The following is a 17,057-nucleotide window of genomic DNA, read 5'->3' on the forward strand; positions in this document are numbered from 1 at the left end:
TCGGGCCTGCAGGGAACGGTCAGCGCCGTGCCGACAACTGCTGCGGCGCCAGGAATGCATCATGGAAGTAATTGCGCACAGCCTGCATCGCCGGGCTGAACGCCCGTTCCCGGTGCCAGGCCAACCCCACGCTCATCGGTGTCACCGGGTCGCTGATGGTCACCGTCTCGATTCGCTTGCCCTCCAGCGACCAGGGCCGGTGCACCAGGTCCGACAGGATCGCCACACCGCTGCCATTGGCGACCATGCTGCGCACGGCCTCCACCGAACTGGTCCGCACCCGCACTTGCGGCCGCTGCCCGGCCTGTTCCCAATAGCGCATGGCGCTTTGCTCGGCCTCATCCACGGTCAGCAGGATGAACGGCTCGCAGGCCACATCGGCCAGGCTTACCGCCGAGCGCTCGCACAGCGGATGATGGCCGGGCAGCCACAGGCGGCGTTCGGAGTTGAACAGGGTTTCCGAGACGATGTCCGGGTGGGTGAGGTTGGCGGTGAGCACCACTGCCATGTCGAAACGCCCCTCCAGCAAGCCTTGTTCGATGGCGCTGCGCTCCTGTTCGTACAGCTCCAGGGTCACGTCCGGGTGCCAGTGCTCCAGCCGCTGCAGGTGATGGGGCAGGAAGTAGCCGATCACCGTATAACTTGCCGCCAGGCGCAGCAGGCCACTGGCGCGCACGTCCGGCAGCGGGCTGTTCAGCGCATCGTCCACGCTGCGCAGGATCACGTAGGCGCGGTTCAGAAAGTGCCGGCCGGCCTCGGTCAGGCTCATGCCCTGGGCCGAGCGCTGGAACAGCAGCACGCCAAGCATCGCCTCCAGCTCCTTGATCGCCGTGGTCACTGCAGACTGGGAAATGTTCAGGTGGATTGCCGCCTGGGAAATCTGGCCGATCTCGGCGGTGGCGACGAAATAGCGGACCTGGCGCAGGGTCAGTGACACGGTAAGCTCCCGGGGTATCTGATTTTCAGAAGACACCCTATCTGTTTATAGATCTTCCCAAGGGGGTGCGGAGAATCTAACGTGGCTTGCATGCAGTCACAAGCGCCAGGAGAGACAGTCATGCAGGTGGTGGATTTCAACTCGGACATGGGTGAGGGCTTTGGCCCGTGGACCATTGGCGATGGCGTCGACAACGAGCTGATGGGCTACATCAGCACGGCCAACATCGCCACCGGCTTCCATGCTGGTGACCCCGGCACCATGCGCCGTACCGTCGAGCGGGCCAAGGCCCTGGGCGTCGCAGTGGGGGCGCACCCTGGGTTCCGCGACCTGGTCGGCTTCGGTCGCCGGCACATCAATGCCCCGGCCCAGGAACTGGTCGACGACATGCTCTACCAGCTCGGCGCCCTGCGTGAAATTGCCCGCGCCCAGGGCGTGCGCCTGCAGCACATCAAGCCGCACGGTGCGCTGTACATGCATCTGGCACGTGACGAAGAAGCTGCACGGCTGCTGGTGGAAAACCTGCGGGTGATCGAGCCAGAGCTGCTGCTGTACTGCATGCCCGGTTCGGTGATCTGCCGCATTGCCCAGGAGCTTGGCCAGCCGGTAATTCGCGAGTTCTACGCCGACCGCGAGTACGACCTGAGCGGCTCGATCGTGTTCACCCGCAATGTACGGGGCCATGAGCCCGGGGCGGTCGCCGAACGGGTGTTGCGGGCTTGTCAGCAAGGCGTGGTGCGCACGGTCGAGGGGCAGGACCTGGCCATCGAATTCGATTCCATCTGCTTGCACAGTGACACCCCAGGTGCGCTCGACCTGGTCGAGGCCACGCGCCAGGCGCTGGACGCTGCCGGTATCGTGGTGCGCGCGCCACGCTGAATCCGTGGGGCATCCGGCAGGTATACGCCGGAGCCCGTGCAATTTGCTTTCGCCTGCCTTTCTATAAAGATTCCAAGAAAAGGAACAGTCATGGCCGAACCGCTTGCTACAACCCCGATCCGCTACAGCTTTGGCGCTGACGAGCACCTGTTTGCCGAAGTCAGCGAGAGCATGTCGCTGGAGGCTTTTTTCAAGGGCATGGCCGTCACCCGTGCGGTGGAGCGGCTGGCCCTGGATGGCGTGCTGGATGTGTGCCTGGCCAACGCCTCGTTCCAGATCCGCTTCGACCCGGACCGTATCGCGCCGCAGGCACTGCTGGAGGCGGTGCGCGGCGCCGAAGCGCAGGCGGTGGCCGAGCGCTCGTTGCAGACGCGGATCATCGAGATTCCAGTGCTGTACAACGACCCTTGGACCCATGAAACGCTGATGCGTTTTCGTGACCGCCACCAAGACCCGGGCAGCACCGACCTGGAGTACGCCGCTCGGATCAACGGCCTGGCCGATGTCGAGGCGTTCATTGCCGCGCACAGCGGCGCGCCGTGGTTTGTGTCGATGGTCGGGTTCGTTGCCGGCCTGCCGTTCATGTTCCAGATGGTCGAGCGCGAGCGGCAACTTCAGGTGCCCAAGTACCTGCGCCCGCGTACGGACACCCCCAAGCTCACCCTTGGCCATGGCGGCTGCTTCGGCTGCATCTATTCGGTGCGCGGGGCAGGCGGCTACCAGATGTTCGGTGTCACCCCGGCGCCGATCTATGACCCGCAGCAGACACTGAACTACCTGAAGGAGCACATGGTGTTCTTCCGCCCCGGAGACATCGTGCAGTTCAAACCCATCGACCGCCGCACCTACGACCAGGCGGTGGCGGATGTCGAAGAAGGCCGCTTCGACCTGCGCATTCGCCCGGTGGAATTCTCCCTGGACGCGTTCCTCGCCGACCCGGTCGGCTATCCACGGACCCTGCAGGAGGTGCTGGCATGATCAAGGTACTCAAGCCCGGGCTGGCTACCTCGGTGCAGGACCTGGGCCGCGAAGGCTACTACCACCTGGGCATCCCGCCGTCCGGCGCCCTCGATCAGTACGCCCTGAGGGCGGCCAACCACCTGGTGGGCAACCCGGCCGGCGCCGCGGGCCTCGAGTGTGCGCTGGTGGGGTCGGAGCTGGAGTTCCAGCAGGATGCGCTGGTGGCGGTTTGTGGTGCGCAGATGCCGGCCTTGCTCGATGGCCGCGAGCAACGCCCGGACACGGCGTTTGCCGTACGTGCCGGGCAGGTGTTGCGTTTCGGCTTCCCTACCGCAGGCGCCCGGGCCTACCTGGCGGTGGCCGGCGGTATCGATGTACCCGAGGTGCTCGGCAGCCGCTCCACCTATGCGTTGGGTGCATTGGGTGGCTTCCATGGGCGCAAGCTGATGGCGGGTGACCTGTTGCCGGTCGGCGTACCCAGCGGCAAGACCAGCGCCGGTGCGAGCCTGCCAATGGCCTTGCGCCAGGCCTTGGGTGGCGAAGTGGTGCTTCGGGTGGTGCCGGGGCTCTATTTTCATCGCCTGACCAAGGCTGCGGCGCAAAGCTTTTTCACCGAAGCCTGGACGGTAGGCTCCGAGGCAGACCGTATCGGCTACCGCTACAAGGGCGGCAGTGCCTTGAGCTTCCAGCCACGGGAGCAGCCGTTCGGGGCCGGCTCGGATCCATCGAACATCGTTGACAGCTGCTACCCGATCGGTTCGATCCAGGTACCTGCGGGGCTGGAGCCGATCATCCTGCACCGTGATGCGGTGTCGGGCGGCGGCTACGCCATGATCGGCACGGTGATCAGCGCCGACCTGGACCTGATCGGGCAGATGCAGCCCAACCAGCAGGCGCGGTTCCTGGAAGTCAGCCTGGAGGACGCACTGGAGGCTCGGCGCTCGTACAAGAAGAAGCTGGGTTGCCTGGCCAGGTTGTTTGGCTGATTGATCGGTTGCGGCGCTGCGCCGCCCACACAAGGGCTGGCGCAGTCGTTGCAGGAGCGACCTTGTGTCGCGAAAGGGCCGCAGGGCGGCCCCGGAATTCCGGCATTGCAGCGTCCAGACAAGCCAAAAGGCGAAAATTCCTACAGCGTTTTGGGAAGCCCTACGCTCCTCGAAGAATTGATTCCCCGATAGTGTTCATGTCTTCAGCCTACTGGAAGACAAGGACCTCTTCATGCCCGGCCCATCTGCTGTTCGTCCTGGAAAATCCCAGGCCGCCAACGCTGTTCATGACGTAACCGAAAGCAGCCTGCATGCCATGCTCGATGTCCCGGGGGGCACCGATTCACCCTATCCACCCGGCCAGGGCAGGCGCGCAGATCATCAGGGTTATCCGGCCGACCCGGACTTCCGGCTACGCGGCGGCTTCGCCAACCTGATGCTCGACGCGGCCAACCCGCTGTTCGGCCTGGTCATACGCCTGCGTACGCTGGATGACCTGCCCAACATCGAACAGGTGCACAAGGCCCTGCAGACCCAGGTCAGCGCCATCCGCGAGGAAATACAGCAGCACGGTTATTCCGCCGTGCACCTCGAAGTCTATTCCTATGCCTTGTGCCTTTATCTGGACGAGGCCGTGATGAGCCGCCCCTGGGGGAACAATTCGTGCTGGAGCCACGAACCGCTGCTCAGCATCTTCCATGACGAAACCCAGGGTGGCGAGAAGATCTTCGTGTTGCTGGAGCGGTTGATGCAGTCGCCCAAGGAGTTCCAGGATGTGCTGGAGTTCCTGTACTTCTGCTTTTGCCTGGGCCTGAAGGGCAAGTACGCCCTGGACCCGAAGTGCGATGAAATCATCAATGCCCTGATTTCGCGGATGCACAAGGTCATTCGTGAACTGCGCGGTCCCACGCCGGAATTCGTGGGCGACCCCTATACCAACGTGGTCCATCGCCCCCACCGCATGCTGCGCCGGGAATGGCCCTGGTGGAGCCCGTTGGTGATCTCCGCCATCGCCATGGTCTGCGCCTACTGCTACTACAGCTACCGCCTGAGCCTGATCACCGCCGAGGTGCTGGAATCGCTCAACGGCATCTTGCAGCAGTAGCAGGGGGATCCGCATGCCTAGCCAATCCGACTTGCGTTTCACCTTCCAGCCGCTGGCTGGCCAGATTGACTTCGAAGTGGTTTCGTTCGAACTCGACGAAATGATCAGCTCACCGTTCCAGCTGAAACTGGAACTGATCAGTTTTGAAGACGAGGTCGACTTCGGCCAGTTGCTCGACAAACCAGTGCTGTTCACGATCTGGCGCGGTGAGCGCCCCCTGCGCTATGTGCACGGCCTGGTCAGCAGTTTCAGCCAGGGTGAGACGGGGTTCTATCGCACCCGTTACCGCGCCCTGGTCGAGCCCGTGCTGGCCCGTGCCGGCTTGCGTTCGAACTGGCGCATCTTCCAGCAGAAGACCGTGCCGCAGATTCTCGAATTGATGCTCAAGCGCCAGGGTATTGCCCGTTTCGAAATCAAGAGCATGGGCGAGCATCAGGTGCGCGAGTTCTGCGTACAGGCCGGTGAAACGGACCTCGACTTCATCGCCCGCCTGGCGGGTGAAGAGGGTTTCGTCTATCGCTTCGAGCACACGCCGAAACACCACCTGTTGGTCATCACCGACCGACTGCTGGCGTTGGGGCAGATCAGCCGAAGCGCGCTCGAGGCCGACGACGAGGATGAGGACTTCTTCGACGAAGACGACATCGGTCCCGACCAGGTGCTGTACCGCGCCAACAGCGGTGGCGACCAGGCCAGGCCTTGCCTGCGCCGCCTGCGTTACAGCGAACAGGTGCGCACTGCACGCCAGGTGCAGCGGGACTACACCTTCACCAACCCGCAGTACCGGCAGGAACACCGCGCAGGTGACAGTAGCATTACCCATCAGTCCCGGGACTATGAGCGCTTCGATTACCCCGGCCGCTACAAGCGCGATGCGGTCGGTGTACCCTTTACTGCTACCCGCCTGACGGCCCTGCGCCATGACGCCCGTATTGCCGAAGTCGAGGGCGATGATGTACGCCTGCAACCGGGGCTGAGCTTCACCCTCGTCGAGCACCCGCGCAAAGACCTCAACGCCCATTGGCGTGTGATGCGTGTACATCACGAGGGCAGCCAATTCACCAGCCTGCAAGAAGAAGCTGCCGGGGCCGAACAAGGGACACGCTACTCGCAGGAAGCCGTCCTTGTGCCCGGCCGGATCGAATGGCGTCCGGCGCCATTGCCCAAGCCACGCATCGACGGCCCGCACATGGCCACGGTCGTCGGGCCGCCCGGGGAAGAGATCTACTGCGACGAGTGGGGCCGGGTCAAGGTGAGCTTCCCCTGGGACCGGGAGAGCGAGAACAACGAGTTCAGCTCCTGCTGGGTACGCGTGTCACAAGGCTGGGCAGGCGGCAGCTGGGGCTCGATGGCCATCCCGCGCATCGGCCAGGACGTGATCGTCCAGTACGTCAACGCCGACCCCGACCAGCCGATGATCACCGGGCGTACCTATTGCGGCGACCAGCTGCCGCCGTACGACCTGCCCGAACACAAGACGCGCATGACCATCAAGAGCCAGACCCACAAGGGCGATGGTTTCAACGAGCTGCGCTTCGAGGACGAACTCGGCAAGGAAGAAGTGTTCATCCATGCCCAGCGGGACCAGAACAATGTAGTCGGCAATGACGAGACCACGCGTGTGGGGCGTAATCGTGTCGAGCAGGTCGGCAATGATGAGCACTTGAATATCGGCCATGACTTCCGCCAGGAAACGGGGGGCGACCATACCCAGCTCATTGGGCAAAACTGCCGTGTAGATATCAAGCATGACCTGATCGAGAAAGTAGGCAACGACCGTAGCGAATCAACAGGGGCCAATCACCAGGCCTTTGTCGGAAAGGACGCCGAGCTTGTCGTCAAAGGTGCGCAAAAGGTCACCGTCGGGCAGGGCATGGAGCAACATACGACGATCTATCAGCTGCGCGCCAGTGAGCGCATCGAGTTCAGAACCGCGGGCGGCAGCATTGTGCTGGATGGGCAGGGCATCACCATCAACGGGCTGAAACTCGACCTGCTGGGGCAAACCAGTGCGGCTGCGTCAGGGGCTGGAAACAGCCAGCCACTCTCGCTTACGCCTGACGCCAGCAAAAAGTGCGAGGCCAAGGTCTGATGCGCACCGATAACCTGGCCAGGCTCATCGAAAGCCATCATGGGGCGCACTTGTACTGCCATGTGCTGATAGACCCGCTTGCGACTGCTCACGATGGCGACCACGCCGTGCTTGCCCCGCTGCGCAATGCCCTGGGTGAGCAGGCATTGACCCGTGTGCACCGGGCCGACCTGGCCAATGCCCCCCAACTGCATCCCGTACTGGTCTGCCTGGCTTCGCCCGGCACCGTTCCCAGTCGCCGTTTGCTGGAACTGACCGCCCGAGCAGCGCAGAGGGCGTTGTTTCAGCAACGGCGTTACCTGTGTGGCTGGCTGTTCAGTGAGGCGCCTTCGGCCGCTGTCGCGTCCCATCTCACGGCCTTGTGTCGGCTACCCGATTCCAATCGGGAATTTGGCTGCTACCCGGTCTATGAACCCGTCCGTCTGGAGTTGCTTGCGGCGACGTTCGAGCGGCTTGAACAAGGCCCATGGTGGCCGATCAGTGACTGGTTGTTCCTGAGTAGCGGTGGGCGGTTGGCAAGCCTGAAAGGGCAGAGCGGGCAGCGACACCCTTTGCCGACCCCTGCGCGGCGAATTCAGGATGACGTGGGGCTGATCGAACGTGTGCTGGCTACCTGGAGAGTGTTGCGGGCGGGTTCGCAGCACATCAATCAGTGTCAGATTCCACCGTTTGCTGCGGTGCGTGCTTCGAACCATGTCGATGATGCACGCAGGTTGGGCCTGAGTGAGATGGAGGACATCGTGGCCTTCGCTCTCCATCACCTGTGCATTCACCCCAGGCTGCACACCGTACCTGCGGTGGGCGAAATGATCGACACAGCGGCCAGAGGTCAGGCGCCTCTTGCCGCATTGCTCGCCCGCTACTCCGAGGCGCAATGGCGCCAACTGATCGAATGCCTGCCGAAATCCGAGAGTCGCTCATGACCATCAGCCAACGTATTGCCCTCGCGATCGCCGAAGCCGGGCTGCCGCACGACCAGTGCATGTTCTGCGAGCGCCAGGGCCTGCCTATCCTGCCGCTGCGCCGCGCCCTGGTGCCCGATACCCGCCCCGAGTGTGTTTCCACCGTGGCGGATAACCGGCATATCTCGACAAAGATCGGCTTGCGCACTTTGCGCATGGGCTTCCTCTATGTGCTGCTCGACCAGCAGGTCTGGCATGCCTATGCCGTCAGCGAGCAAGGCCATCTGCGCCGCTTCAACCCTTATGAGCCGCCAGATGGCCCGCCTTCTCCGCTGCCCGAAAAATGCGTGAACGCAGATCACGATATTCCTTCGGCCTTTCTCAACATCGATACCAGCAGGTACGCCAGCGCCTGGCTGGCTTTCTCCAGCGATCCTTGGCCGGTGAGCGTGCTGAACGCCTACAAGAGCGGCGCGTCGCCTGCGCATCGCTTCGAGGGCCTGGACCTGATTCAGGCACGCAACAATCCCGAACTGCTGGGCATCGCCATGACGCCCGATAAGCTTGGGGTCGACCAGCAGGTATTCGAGTACGCCCAGCATGGCTGCGCCCCCTTCGACAGTGCACATGGCTTCCATAGCCGCTGGTTGCGCCGGTTCGCCCTGCGAGGGTATCTGGTCAATGCGATCAACCGGCACCAGCTGGAAAACGGCGTGCTGGCAGTGGTGCTCGACGACACTGTCGGGCTGATTCAGGAGTACAACCATCAGCGCCTGAACTGGGTACTGAAGCGTCAGGCCTGGCGTGAAGAACCGATGCGGGCTTATCAGCTGCAGACCTCGCAGATCCTGCAGATCATTCGTGCCACGCACAGGGAATGGGCGGCGCAGAAGGTGCCGTCGCTGGAACCGATGACGGGCGATGGGCCGCCGGTGTTCACCGACCCGGCAGTCGAGCAGCAGCTATTGGTCGAGCGTGCACAGCAGGAGAGTGACGAGCGGCTTGAAGAGCGCTACCACGAACCGCAGCGGGCCGCGTTCCAAGCTGAATATGAGCAGCAGGAGCGCGAGTTTCAGCGTTACATCGACAAGGACACAAGGGCGTATGTTGCCTTGTTCGATACGCCCATGTTCAAGGTGGCCGAGGCGTACGACTACGACGGTAACGATCGCGAGTCCGGGGTGGCCTACGCCAAGAGCATGGCCCTGTGCCTGGGTGGCGGCGTTACGGATGCTGTCGTCCCCCGCCTTGAACCGCATGTTCCCGCTTCCGGCACCAGCGAACTGCTCTGGTTGAAATGGCTAAAGGACCCGGACAGCCCGCCCTACCGCGCGTTGTTGATGCGGGATCGCTCTCTGCTGGCCGGGCTGCTGCCCAGTTTCTCCGCCCCAGAAGCGATCAACTGGAACGACAGCGACAAGCTCTACGGCATGCTGAGCAAGATCATCGCCAGCGATGACGCCGGCTTGCGCATGCGCAATACCCTCAAGCAGGCCATTGCTGAAACACAGGGCGCACTCAATGCGGCCAGTCAGCGGCTGGCGCCATGCCTGTCGCCTGGCATTCAGAAGGCCGTGCGGCATCTGAACAGCGCCACGCAGTTTCTTTACAACGGCGTGCACCTGATCGAGCTGGAAGTGAAGATGAAGCTGGGCGAGTACTACGCCTTGCAGAGCGCCCACCTCCGGGAGTTGCAGCACAAGGCCAACGCGTCGATCGCCGAGGCGCGGGACCGGATGCGCCGCAATATCGATGACTTCGAGTTTGGTTCGATGAAGGCCATGCGCAAGGTGCGGCCGATCATCCAGCATGGGCTGATGAGCCTGGCCGTGCTTGACCCGCGGTTCACCAATTCGATGATCAGCGTGACGGTGTGGGTCGAGGGCAAGGCTGAAGAGGTGCATGGGCGGTTGTTCCAGGAAGCCAGCATGGGCGTAACCCAGGCGAGCAGCGCGGCACAGCTTGCCCTAGTGGATATCTCGGTGGCAGCGGGGACGTTGGAAACCGATGCGCGCAGGTTGTTGCAGGGGATGAAGATCACGACGCAGCAGGCGGCCCGATTGGTTAGAACCGGTTTTTCCGGGTTGCGCGGGATCGCTGGCAGCTGGGAGGTCCTGCTGGCGATAGGCGGGTTGTATCTGCAGCAGGACAGCCTGGGCAGAAATCAGGACAAGGCGGAAACGGAGATTGGGCCCAAGGCGTTTGAGGCCAAGTTGGCGTTGCAAGGATCTCAATTGGGCGTGTTGGGAGGGCAAATCGAGTTGGTTGGGCTCATTTTGAGATCAAGCGCTGGTCCACTGAATTTGGCACGGGCAAAGGGTGTAGCAGCCACAGGGGAGGCCTTGATAAGGCTTGGTGCTTTGGTAAGTGTGGTTGCAGGGGTCTTTGATACGGCTCAAGCAATCAATGCCATGAGGCGCACCGCCGCTGCGGGTGATGAAGTAGCGTACTACCAACATCTAACTTCAGCCGTTTTTTATGCTGCTGGAACTATCGCATTCGGAGTCGCAGTACTCAACCCGTTATTTTTCGGCCCGCTGGGATTGGCGATAGCCCTCACGCTTGCTGCTTATCAACTAAGCAAACGGGCTGAGAAAAACGAATCAACTGATTTGGAACGCTGGGTAAGGCGGTGCTGCTTTGGAAAGGCAGACGAAAAGCCGAGCATTCATTGGAATTCTCCAGAACATGCGGATATCGCTTTTGCCGAACTCAATGCTGCCACGTTAGGGGTGCAGGCGAAGTTGCACTTTGAGTCGCACTTGGCAACTGATCCAGGTCTTCCGAAAATAGGTGGCTTGATTAGTGTCAAAATAATGAGGGAGCTAAAATTCTTGATCGCTTTGCCTATGTACGACGAGCGTTCTTCGGGATATCACTGGAAATTGATCGTGCATCGTCACGGTGATGGCCATCACCCTGATTACGTTGGCGGGGAAACTATTGCTTCGGGCAATTTCTTTGCAAACTCTGAAGAGCCTCTCTCACCGTCCTCTTCATTTTCCAGCTTTACATCGCCGCGAATACCCGACCACGACCGCAATTATTCAATCAGCGAGAAGCGAAAACCTTACCCTGCGGGGCTCAGTCAGTTAGAAATTTCTGGCTCGATATCGCTCATGGCAACTATAGGAAACCACACGATACTGGCAGCTACGCTGTTGGTGATGTACTGGCCGGATCGGAGCTTGCCAGGTGGGTATATTGAGATTTGTGCCAGGGAGATTAACGAGTGAAGCGTGATGGTAAAGTTCTGTGGGAGCGCGCTTTAGGCTGGAGTCATGACCTTCCCAAGGTAGATGACGTGCCAAAGTGGCGGGAAGTGTGGGCAAGTGTCAAACCGTCGCCCAACTACCTCGATGATGTTTATCTCGAGTTACCTCGGAGTAGCATTATCCTCCGAGGTGTCATATTTTTAGTTGGGATTCCGGGGTTGATTTTTATTCTGGGATTGACGCTTTGCCTCTACTGGGGTCTTTTGCATGACGGTTGGCAGCGCGATTGGCTAATAAACATATCAATAATTTTTCCTCCGGCAATACTATGGGCTTTGATTCCCTATGTCAGACTTGATCTGGTTACGCCTAGAGATGAGCCAATTCGCTTCAATCGACTCCGCCAAAAGATATACATTTATGAGTTTCGATATGACCGCATCTTCATCTTCAGCCGCAAACACTGGGGCGTCAAACCGGTCGCCTACAACTGGGACGATGTAACCGCCGAAGTCTACCGAGTCTACGCCCCTGGCCACGGTGGGCTGATCGAAAACGTCATGCTGTCCGTCCGCAACCCGGAAACCAACGAAGTCATCGACCGCGTCTTCTTCACCCACGACCTGTATCACGGCGAAGCCTACTGGGCGATCGCCCGGCTATTCATGCAGCAAGGCCCCGAAGCCCTGCCGAAGTTCGTGCACCCACCCCGTGACTGGAACGATGACGATGGCCTCAGCCACATGCATTGCCTGGCACCCAAGGTTCATTGGCCGGAGGACATGGACCGTGAATCTCGTACCGGGCCATCAGAAGGAGAAGCCCAATGAACCCTGTCGTACTGGTAGGCCATCGACATGTCTGCCCGCTGCATGGCATCAACCAGGTAGAAAGCGGCAGTGCCACGTACACCTTCAATGGCAGGGCGGTTGCCAGGGTGGGGGATCGGACCACGTGCGGCGCCGTGATCGAGAGCGGGGCTGAGCATTTCCTGGTCGAGGGCGCGGCCGTGGCGCGTAAAGGTGACCGGACGGATCACGGTGGTGTGCTGGAGGAGGGTGATGCTGGGTGGATGCTGGATTGATCAAATACCTCTTGTACAAGATCGGGCCCACAGATCTCTGTGCGGCTTTGGCAGTGAACACCAGCGCAGCCGGATGGGTTTGCTATCTCGGTGTTGACACCGAGTGCGCCGCGCCACCATTATCCAGCCATATCCACGCAACGGGCTTGCCGGCATGTCCACTTCCAACCACGCCATTTTCGCTTCGGGCTTCATCGCCCAGGCAGGCGCGTGCGTTGCCGTTGCCAAGAAATCCAAGAAACAGCCGCTCATCTGACCGAGGCGCGCTGTCTCGTCAGGTGGGCTGACGAGACAGAAGGCGCCAGGTATCCCTGCCAGACCACTTCGACTCTTCGCCCTGCTGACGCTGACTTTCGGTCAACATCAGGAGTTTTTGCATGTCGAATTTCCGTGGTATCTGGATCGCCCTCGTCACGCCAATGCGCGCCAATGAAATCGACTTCGCCGCCCTGGAAAAACTGGTGAAGAAGCTGCTCGAAGAGGGTGTGGCCGGTTTTGTGGTATGCGGTACCACGGGCGAGGCAGCGGCGCTGTCCAAGGCCGAGCAACTGGCCGTACTGGACGCTGTGCTGGCCTGGGTGGAGCCGGGCAGGGTGGTGATGGGCCTGTCGGGCTACAACCTGCGCGAGCTGTTGGCCTTCCAGGCTGAAATCCAGCGGCGTGACATTGGCGGGCTGCTGGTCCCTGCACCGTGCTACATCCGGCCTTCGCAGGCCGGCATCGAGGCGTTCTTCAGCACCGTGGCGGATGCCGCCAGCGTGCCGGTGATCGTCTACGACATCCCCTACCGCACCGGGGTACGCATCGAGCGTGAAACCCTGCGGCGCATCGTGCGCCACCCGCGCATCGCGGCGGTGAAGGACTGCGGCGGTGACAGCGAGACCACCATGGCCCTGATCCAGGACGGCCATGCCCAGGTGCTGGCCGGTGAGGACATGCAGATCTTCAACAACCTGTGCCTGGGTGGCGCAGGGGCCATTTCGGCTTCGGCGCATGTACGCGCCGACCTGTACGTGCGCATGCTGCAGCAGGTCGACCATGGCGACTGGGTAGCCGCGCGCGGCACGTTCTACCAGTTGCTGCCGTGGATGAAGATGGCCTTTGCCGAGGCCAACCCGGCTGTGGTCAAGGCGGCCTTGCAGCTACAGGGGTTGATGAGCGATGAACTGCGAGAGCCCATGCAGCCGTGCACCGAGATGACCCGGGGCAAGCTGCAAGGCGTGCTGGATTCGCTCGGTGCTTGAGATAGAACGGCACATAACTCATTGAATCAGCAGGGCCCCTGTGGGAGCGGCTTTAGCCGCGAACACCGGCGCAGCCGGTGCCATGCAGCGCGTTGGATTCTTCGCGGCTAAAGCCGCTCCCACAGGGTACGCGGATCGCTTGCTTCTGAATCTATGAAAGCGGCCTGGCCTCGCCAATCAGGATGTCTTCGAAAAACGCCCCGACCGGCTCGGTAGGGTGGCACAACTGGATCTCCAGCACCCACACCACTTCGCTCGGGACGATTTCCACCTCGGCCAGTTTGTCCTGCCCATACAGCACATGCGGGAAGTCGGCGATGCGATGCCCGGCCAGATTGCGCTCCAGCTGCCAGCCTTTTGCCTGGGCACTGCGCTCGGCGAAGTCGTACAGTTCGCGCCCGGTCAGGCCACGGCCCCAGGCCTGGCGGGTTTCGTCGAACACTTCATGCAGTGCCTTGACGCAGGCGTGGTGCAGCTCGTGCTGGCCGAACACGAAGGTGTCGCCATAGTCGCCCTCATAGCCATCCCATACCGGGCCGACATCGACCACGACGATATCCGTGTTACGTAATACACGTTGCAGATCTATGCCTTGGCGCGGCGTGCGCACGGTGTCGTCGCCAAAGCGGATGTAGGTCGGGTGCCAGGTGTGCGATGCGCCCATCGCCTGCAAGGTTTGCCCGGCCATCTCCAGCGCCTGGGCGGTGGTCATGCCGACTTTCAGCTGGCTGGCGATCGCTGTCACGGCCCGTACCGACTGCTCGCGGGCAGCGAGCATGCCGTCCAGCGAGTAGCGCGGGCCGACTTTTTCCAGCTCCGGGTGCAATGGGTTGGCTGTTGAAGCCTCGGGCGCCAGTGCGCCGCTGGCAACGAAAGCCTCCGCGACAAAACGATGGGGCTGCAGGCCTGCTGCGAGGCACTGCTCGCGAACCTGGCTGATCATCGTGGCATTGCCGCAGGCATAGACCTGGGTGTCGGCCCAGCGATGGGCCTGGGCCAGCGCCACCTGCTGCACGCGCGCCTGGTCCGACAGCACCGGGTGCCAGCGAAAGTGAGCGTGTGCACGGCTGGCCTGGTCGAGAAACTCACGGTCATAGAAGTCGGCGTCCGATCTGCCGCCCCAGTACAACGTGACCTCGGCATCACCTGCCAGGGCGGTCAGCAGCAATGGCTTGATGCCGGCGTAACCTGTGCCAGTGGCGAACAGCACCAGGGGCCGCTGGTCCTCGTGCTGCCAGGTGCAGGCACCCACCGGCCCTTCAAGTTTCAAGCTGTCACCTGCTTGCAGGGTTGGCAGCAGGCGTTCGGTAAACAGGCCGCCGCTTACCTTGCGGATGTGAAACACCAGTTGCCCCTGGTCCTGGGCGGGCAGGTTGGCGATGGAAAAACAGCGGCTGTTGCCGTTGTCGAGCCGAAAGCGTACGTACTGGCCAGCCCGTACCGCCAACGGCTGTGCAGGCTGCAGCACCAGTTCGATGATATCGGCGCTCAGTTCGCGTTTGCCATGAACCTGCGCGTGGATTTCCAGCGCCTGGGTTTCCAGGGACCAGCCGGGGATTTCCAGGCGCATGTCGCTGCAGGCGTGGCTCTGGCACAGCAACATTTCGTCGGCGGCGAGGGGGTAGCAGGGCGCGGGCATGTCTGCCGTCCGCTGCTTGTCCCGATACTGCCCCGACACCACCTTGACCTTGCACGACCCGCAGGCGCCGCGGCGGCATGAGAAGGGCACCGGCAGGCCGCTGGCGAGCATGGCATCGAGCAGCAGCTCCTGGCTGGCGTCGAAGGTTTTGCCCGAGGGCGACAATTCAATGACGTGGCGGTTCTGCATGGGCACCTCGGGGCAAGTGGAGGTTCGATTGTTGCTATAGTCCAGGACCAGTAGAACCTCCAGTTTCGGTTAATTCACATGGTCCAGCTTCGCAAATGGCAGCCGCTGCTCAAGCTCGACGGGGCGCAGCCGCAGGCTTCGTACAGGCAGATCGTCGAGGGCCTGGTAGCCGCGATCTCCGAGGGCCGCCTGCGCCCCGGCACGCCGTTGCCTGGCACGCGGGAAATGGCGCAACTGCTGAACGTCAATCGCAAGACGGTGATCCTCGCCTACGAGGAAGCCGAGACCAAGGGCTGGCTGGAAAGCGTGCAGCGCCGTGGCACCTTCGTCAGTCGGCAGCTGGCGGCTGGCACCCTGGCCGAGCCCGACGCAGCGCAGCCCTTTGCCCTGGTGCTACAGGAGGAGCCTGCCGTTGCCTACTTCGCGGCCAACGAACAGGCTGCCGCGCAGCAGGATCGGCCGGGTGCGCTTTTCTTCGACAACGGCGCCTGTGACCACCGCCTGCTGCCGCAGACCGTTCTGCACCGTTATTACCGTAATGCCTTGCGCAACAGCTTTGCCGCCAATACCGTGCGCCATGGCAGCGCGTGCAGCAGCCACTCCCTGCGCAGCGCCTTGGCCGACATGCTGCGGCACAATCGCAGCCTGAACGTTGGCGCCGAGCATATCTGCCTGACCCAGGGCGTGCAGATGTCGCTGTACCTGGTGGCCAGCGTGCTGCTCAAGCCCGGTGACGTTGTGCTGATCGAACGCCTGAGCTATCCGCCCGCGTGGGAGATCTTCCGCCAGCTGGGCGCCCGGCTGGTCACCGTGGACCTGGATGACGAGGGCTGCCGGGTCGAGCAGATCGATGCACTTTGCCGGCTGCACCAGGTGCGCATGCTGTACATCACTCCCCATCACCAGTTCCCGACCACGGTCAGCCTGCCTGCCGGGCGCCGACAGCAGCTGCTGGAGCTGGCGCGGCAGCATGACTTTTGCGTGGTCGAGGAAGACTACGACCATGAGTACCACTTCGCCGGGCGGCCTTACCTGCCGCTGGCCAGCGACCGTCAGCAGCGGCACGTGATCTACATTGGCTCATTGTCCAAGTCCCTGGGCAGTACGTTCCGTTGCAGTTTCATCGTGGCGCCGGCGGAGGTGGCCGTGGCGCTCGAACGCAGGGCGACGCTGACACTGGGGCAGGGCGATGCGGTGATGCAGCAGATGCTGGCGGACTTGATCAATGATGGCGAGCTGAAAAAGCACTTGCGTAGGGTTGCCCGGGAGTATCGCCGGCGTCGAGAGACCCTGTTGGCTTGCTTGCACGATGCCTTTGGCGAGCAGGTAACCGTGCGCGAGCCGGAAGGTGGGCTGGCACTGTGGGTGAGGTTTGCTGACGGGATCGATGTGGATCAGTTGGTTGGCAAGGCGTTGGAGTTGGACCTGGTGGTACGCAGTGGCCGGCAGTTTTCGCCGTTTGGTCATGCGGAAAATGCCCTGCGCCTCGGTTTCGCCTCGCTGGACATGGATGAAATCCGGCTGGCTACACAACGTTTGGCGCAAGCGGCGAAGGCGATTGCAACATCGGTCCAGCGCAATCCCTGCGGGCGATCACCCAGCCCTTTGGGCTGCGCTGTCGAGTAGAGAACTGAATTCGCAAGCGGTCCGCGTACCCTGTGTGGCTTTAGCCGCGAAGAATCCAACGCGGTGCATGGCACCGGCTGAGCCGGTGTTCGCGGCTAAAGCCGCTTGTATGGTGATACTCGAAGGGGTGGTGGGACGAAAAAGCCGAATCTGACTGTTCACAGCAGTACAGACCGTGGGAGAACTCGCCCCACCCCTT

14 protein-coding genes are annotated in these 17,057 nt (G+C 62.0%); 12 read left to right on the forward strand and 2 right to left on the reverse strand.

Features of this window, described 5'->3' with window-relative positions; all coding sequences use genetic code 11:
- Positions 1 to 19: 19 nt before the first annotated feature.
- Entirely contained in the window at positions 20 to 937 is a 918-nt protein-coding gene (locus CAG44_RS25815; protein WP_025339602.1) for a LysR family transcriptional regulator, read from the reverse strand.
- A 120-nt stretch (positions 938 to 1,057) separates the two neighbouring features.
- Between CAG44_RS25815 and CAG44_RS25820 the strand changes: the two genes are divergently transcribed.
- The 11 genes from CAG44_RS25820 to dapA all read left to right on the forward strand — a co-directional run bounded on the left by CAG44_RS25820 (position 1,058) and on the right by dapA (position 13,404).
- Positions 1,058 to 1,816, forward strand: coding sequence for a 5-oxoprolinase subunit PxpA (locus CAG44_RS25820; RefSeq protein ID WP_085588015.1), 759 nt, complete (start codon positions 1,058 to 1,060; stop codon positions 1,814 to 1,816).
- A 90-nt stretch (positions 1,817 to 1,906) separates the two neighbouring features.
- Complete coding sequence (locus tag CAG44_RS25825) at positions 1,907 to 2,794, forward strand: allophanate hydrolase subunit 1 (RefSeq protein ID WP_084785213.1); 888 nt, start codon at positions 1,907 to 1,909, stop codon at positions 2,792 to 2,794.
- Positions 2,791 to 3,762: a biotin-dependent carboxyltransferase family protein gene (locus tag CAG44_RS25830; RefSeq protein WP_085693305.1), complete on the forward strand. Its 972-nt coding sequence runs from the start codon at positions 2,791 to 2,793 to the stop codon at positions 3,760 to 3,762. Before CAG44_RS25825 ends, CAG44_RS25830 begins: the two co-directional genes overlap by 4 nt.
- A 232-nt stretch (positions 3,763 to 3,994) precedes the next feature.
- Entirely contained in the window at positions 3,995 to 4,867 is an 873-nt protein-coding gene (gene icmH, locus CAG44_RS25835; RefSeq protein ID WP_085693307.1) for a type IVB secretion system protein IcmH/DotU, read from the forward strand.
- Between the two features lie 13 nt (positions 4,868 to 4,880).
- The gene (locus CAG44_RS25840; protein ID WP_085693309.1) at positions 4,881 to 6,959 is read left to right on the forward strand and encodes a type VI secretion system Vgr family protein; all 2,079 of its coding nucleotides are present in this window, start codon (positions 4,881 to 4,883) and stop codon (positions 6,957 to 6,959) included.
- A complete protein-coding gene (locus tag CAG44_RS25845) occupies positions 6,959 to 7,882 on the forward strand; it encodes a hypothetical protein (RefSeq protein ID WP_085693311.1) in 924 nt (307 codons plus the stop codon). The genes CAG44_RS25840 and CAG44_RS25845 overlap by 1 nt, the downstream gene beginning before the upstream one ends.
- On the forward strand, positions 7,879 to 11,097 hold the full coding sequence (locus tag CAG44_RS25850) for a T6SS effector BTH_I2691 family protein (RefSeq protein ID WP_085693313.1): 3,219 nt from the start codon (positions 7,879 to 7,881) through the stop codon (positions 11,095 to 11,097). Before CAG44_RS25845 ends, CAG44_RS25850 begins: the two co-directional genes overlap by 4 nt.
- A complete protein-coding gene (locus CAG44_RS29385; protein WP_371858033.1) occupies positions 11,094 to 11,906 on the forward strand; it encodes a DUF6708 domain-containing protein in 813 nt (270 codons plus the stop codon). The genes CAG44_RS25850 and CAG44_RS29385 overlap by 4 nt, the downstream gene beginning before the upstream one ends.
- Positions 11,903 to 12,160, forward strand: coding sequence for a PAAR domain-containing protein (locus tag CAG44_RS25860; protein ID WP_025339593.1), 258 nt, complete (start codon positions 11,903 to 11,905; stop codon positions 12,158 to 12,160). The genes CAG44_RS29385 and CAG44_RS25860 overlap by 4 nt, the downstream gene beginning before the upstream one ends.
- Before the next feature lie 103 nt (positions 12,161 to 12,263).
- Complete coding sequence (locus CAG44_RS28870; RefSeq protein ID WP_158091089.1) at positions 12,264 to 12,416, forward strand: hypothetical protein; 153 nt, start codon at positions 12,264 to 12,266, stop codon at positions 12,414 to 12,416.
- Between the two features lie 121 nt (positions 12,417 to 12,537).
- Complete coding sequence (dapA, locus tag CAG44_RS25865) at positions 12,538 to 13,404, forward strand: 4-hydroxy-tetrahydrodipicolinate synthase (RefSeq protein WP_085693315.1); 867 nt, start codon at positions 12,538 to 12,540, stop codon at positions 13,402 to 13,404.
- A 151-nt stretch (positions 13,405 to 13,555) separates the two neighbouring features.
- Here the strand turns inward: dapA and CAG44_RS25870 are convergent, their stop codons facing one another.
- A complete protein-coding gene (locus CAG44_RS25870; RefSeq protein WP_139833499.1) occupies positions 13,556 to 15,232 on the reverse strand; it encodes an NAD(P)H dependent flavin oxidoreductase family protein in 1,677 nt (558 codons plus the stop codon).
- A gap of 78 nt (positions 15,233 to 15,310) precedes the next feature.
- Here CAG44_RS25870 and CAG44_RS25875 point away from each other — a divergent pair, with 78 nt between their 5' ends.
- The gene (locus CAG44_RS25875) at positions 15,311 to 16,858 is read left to right on the forward strand and encodes a PLP-dependent aminotransferase family protein (protein ID WP_085693319.1); all 1,548 of its coding nucleotides are present in this window, start codon (positions 15,311 to 15,313) and stop codon (positions 16,856 to 16,858) included.
- The last annotated feature ends 199 nt before the right edge of the window (positions 16,859 to 17,057 follow it).

Origin of the sequence: Pseudomonas sp. B13(2017) (assembly GCF_002113245.1) — a bacterium.
Classification (GTDB): domain Bacteria; phylum Pseudomonadota; class Gammaproteobacteria; order Pseudomonadales; family Pseudomonadaceae; genus Aquipseudomonas; species Aquipseudomonas putida_Z.

What these genes read in the sequence shown, in the direction of transcription:
- CAG44_RS25830 (WP_085693305.1), top strand. Translation starts at nt 2,791, where the DNA reads ATGATCAAGGTACTCAAGCCCGGGCTGGCTACCTCGGTGCAGGACCTG.
- CAG44_RS25840 (WP_085693309.1), top strand. Translation starts at nt 4,881, where the DNA reads ATGCCTAGCCAATCCGACTTGCGTTTCACCTTCCAGCCGCTGGCTGGC.
- icmH (WP_085693307.1), top strand. Translation starts at nt 3,995, where the DNA reads ATGCCCGGCCCATCTGCTGTTCGTCCTGGAAAATCCCAGGCCGCCAAC.
- CAG44_RS25870 (WP_139833499.1), bottom strand. Translation starts at nt 15,232, where the DNA reads ATGCAGAACCGCCACGTCATTGAATTGTCGCCCTCGGGCAAAACCTTC.
- dapA (WP_085693315.1), top strand. Translation starts at nt 12,538, where the DNA reads ATGTCGAATTTCCGTGGTATCTGGATCGCCCTCGTCACGCCAATGCGC.
- CAG44_RS25875 (WP_085693319.1), top strand. Translation starts at nt 15,311, where the DNA reads ATGGTCCAGCTTCGCAAATGGCAGCCGCTGCTCAAGCTCGACGGGGCG.
- CAG44_RS25825 (WP_084785213.1), top strand. Translation starts at nt 1,907, where the DNA reads ATGGCCGAACCGCTTGCTACAACCCCGATCCGCTACAGCTTTGGCGCT.
- CAG44_RS25860 (WP_025339593.1), top strand. Translation starts at nt 11,903, where the DNA reads ATGAACCCTGTCGTACTGGTAGGCCATCGACATGTCTGCCCGCTGCAT.
- CAG44_RS25820 (WP_085588015.1), top strand. Translation starts at nt 1,058, where the DNA reads ATGCAGGTGGTGGATTTCAACTCGGACATGGGTGAGGGCTTTGGCCCG.
- CAG44_RS25845 (WP_085693311.1), top strand. Translation starts at nt 6,959, where the DNA reads ATGCGCACCGATAACCTGGCCAGGCTCATCGAAAGCCATCATGGGGCG.
- CAG44_RS25850 (WP_085693313.1), top strand. Translation starts at nt 7,879, where the DNA reads ATGACCATCAGCCAACGTATTGCCCTCGCGATCGCCGAAGCCGGGCTG.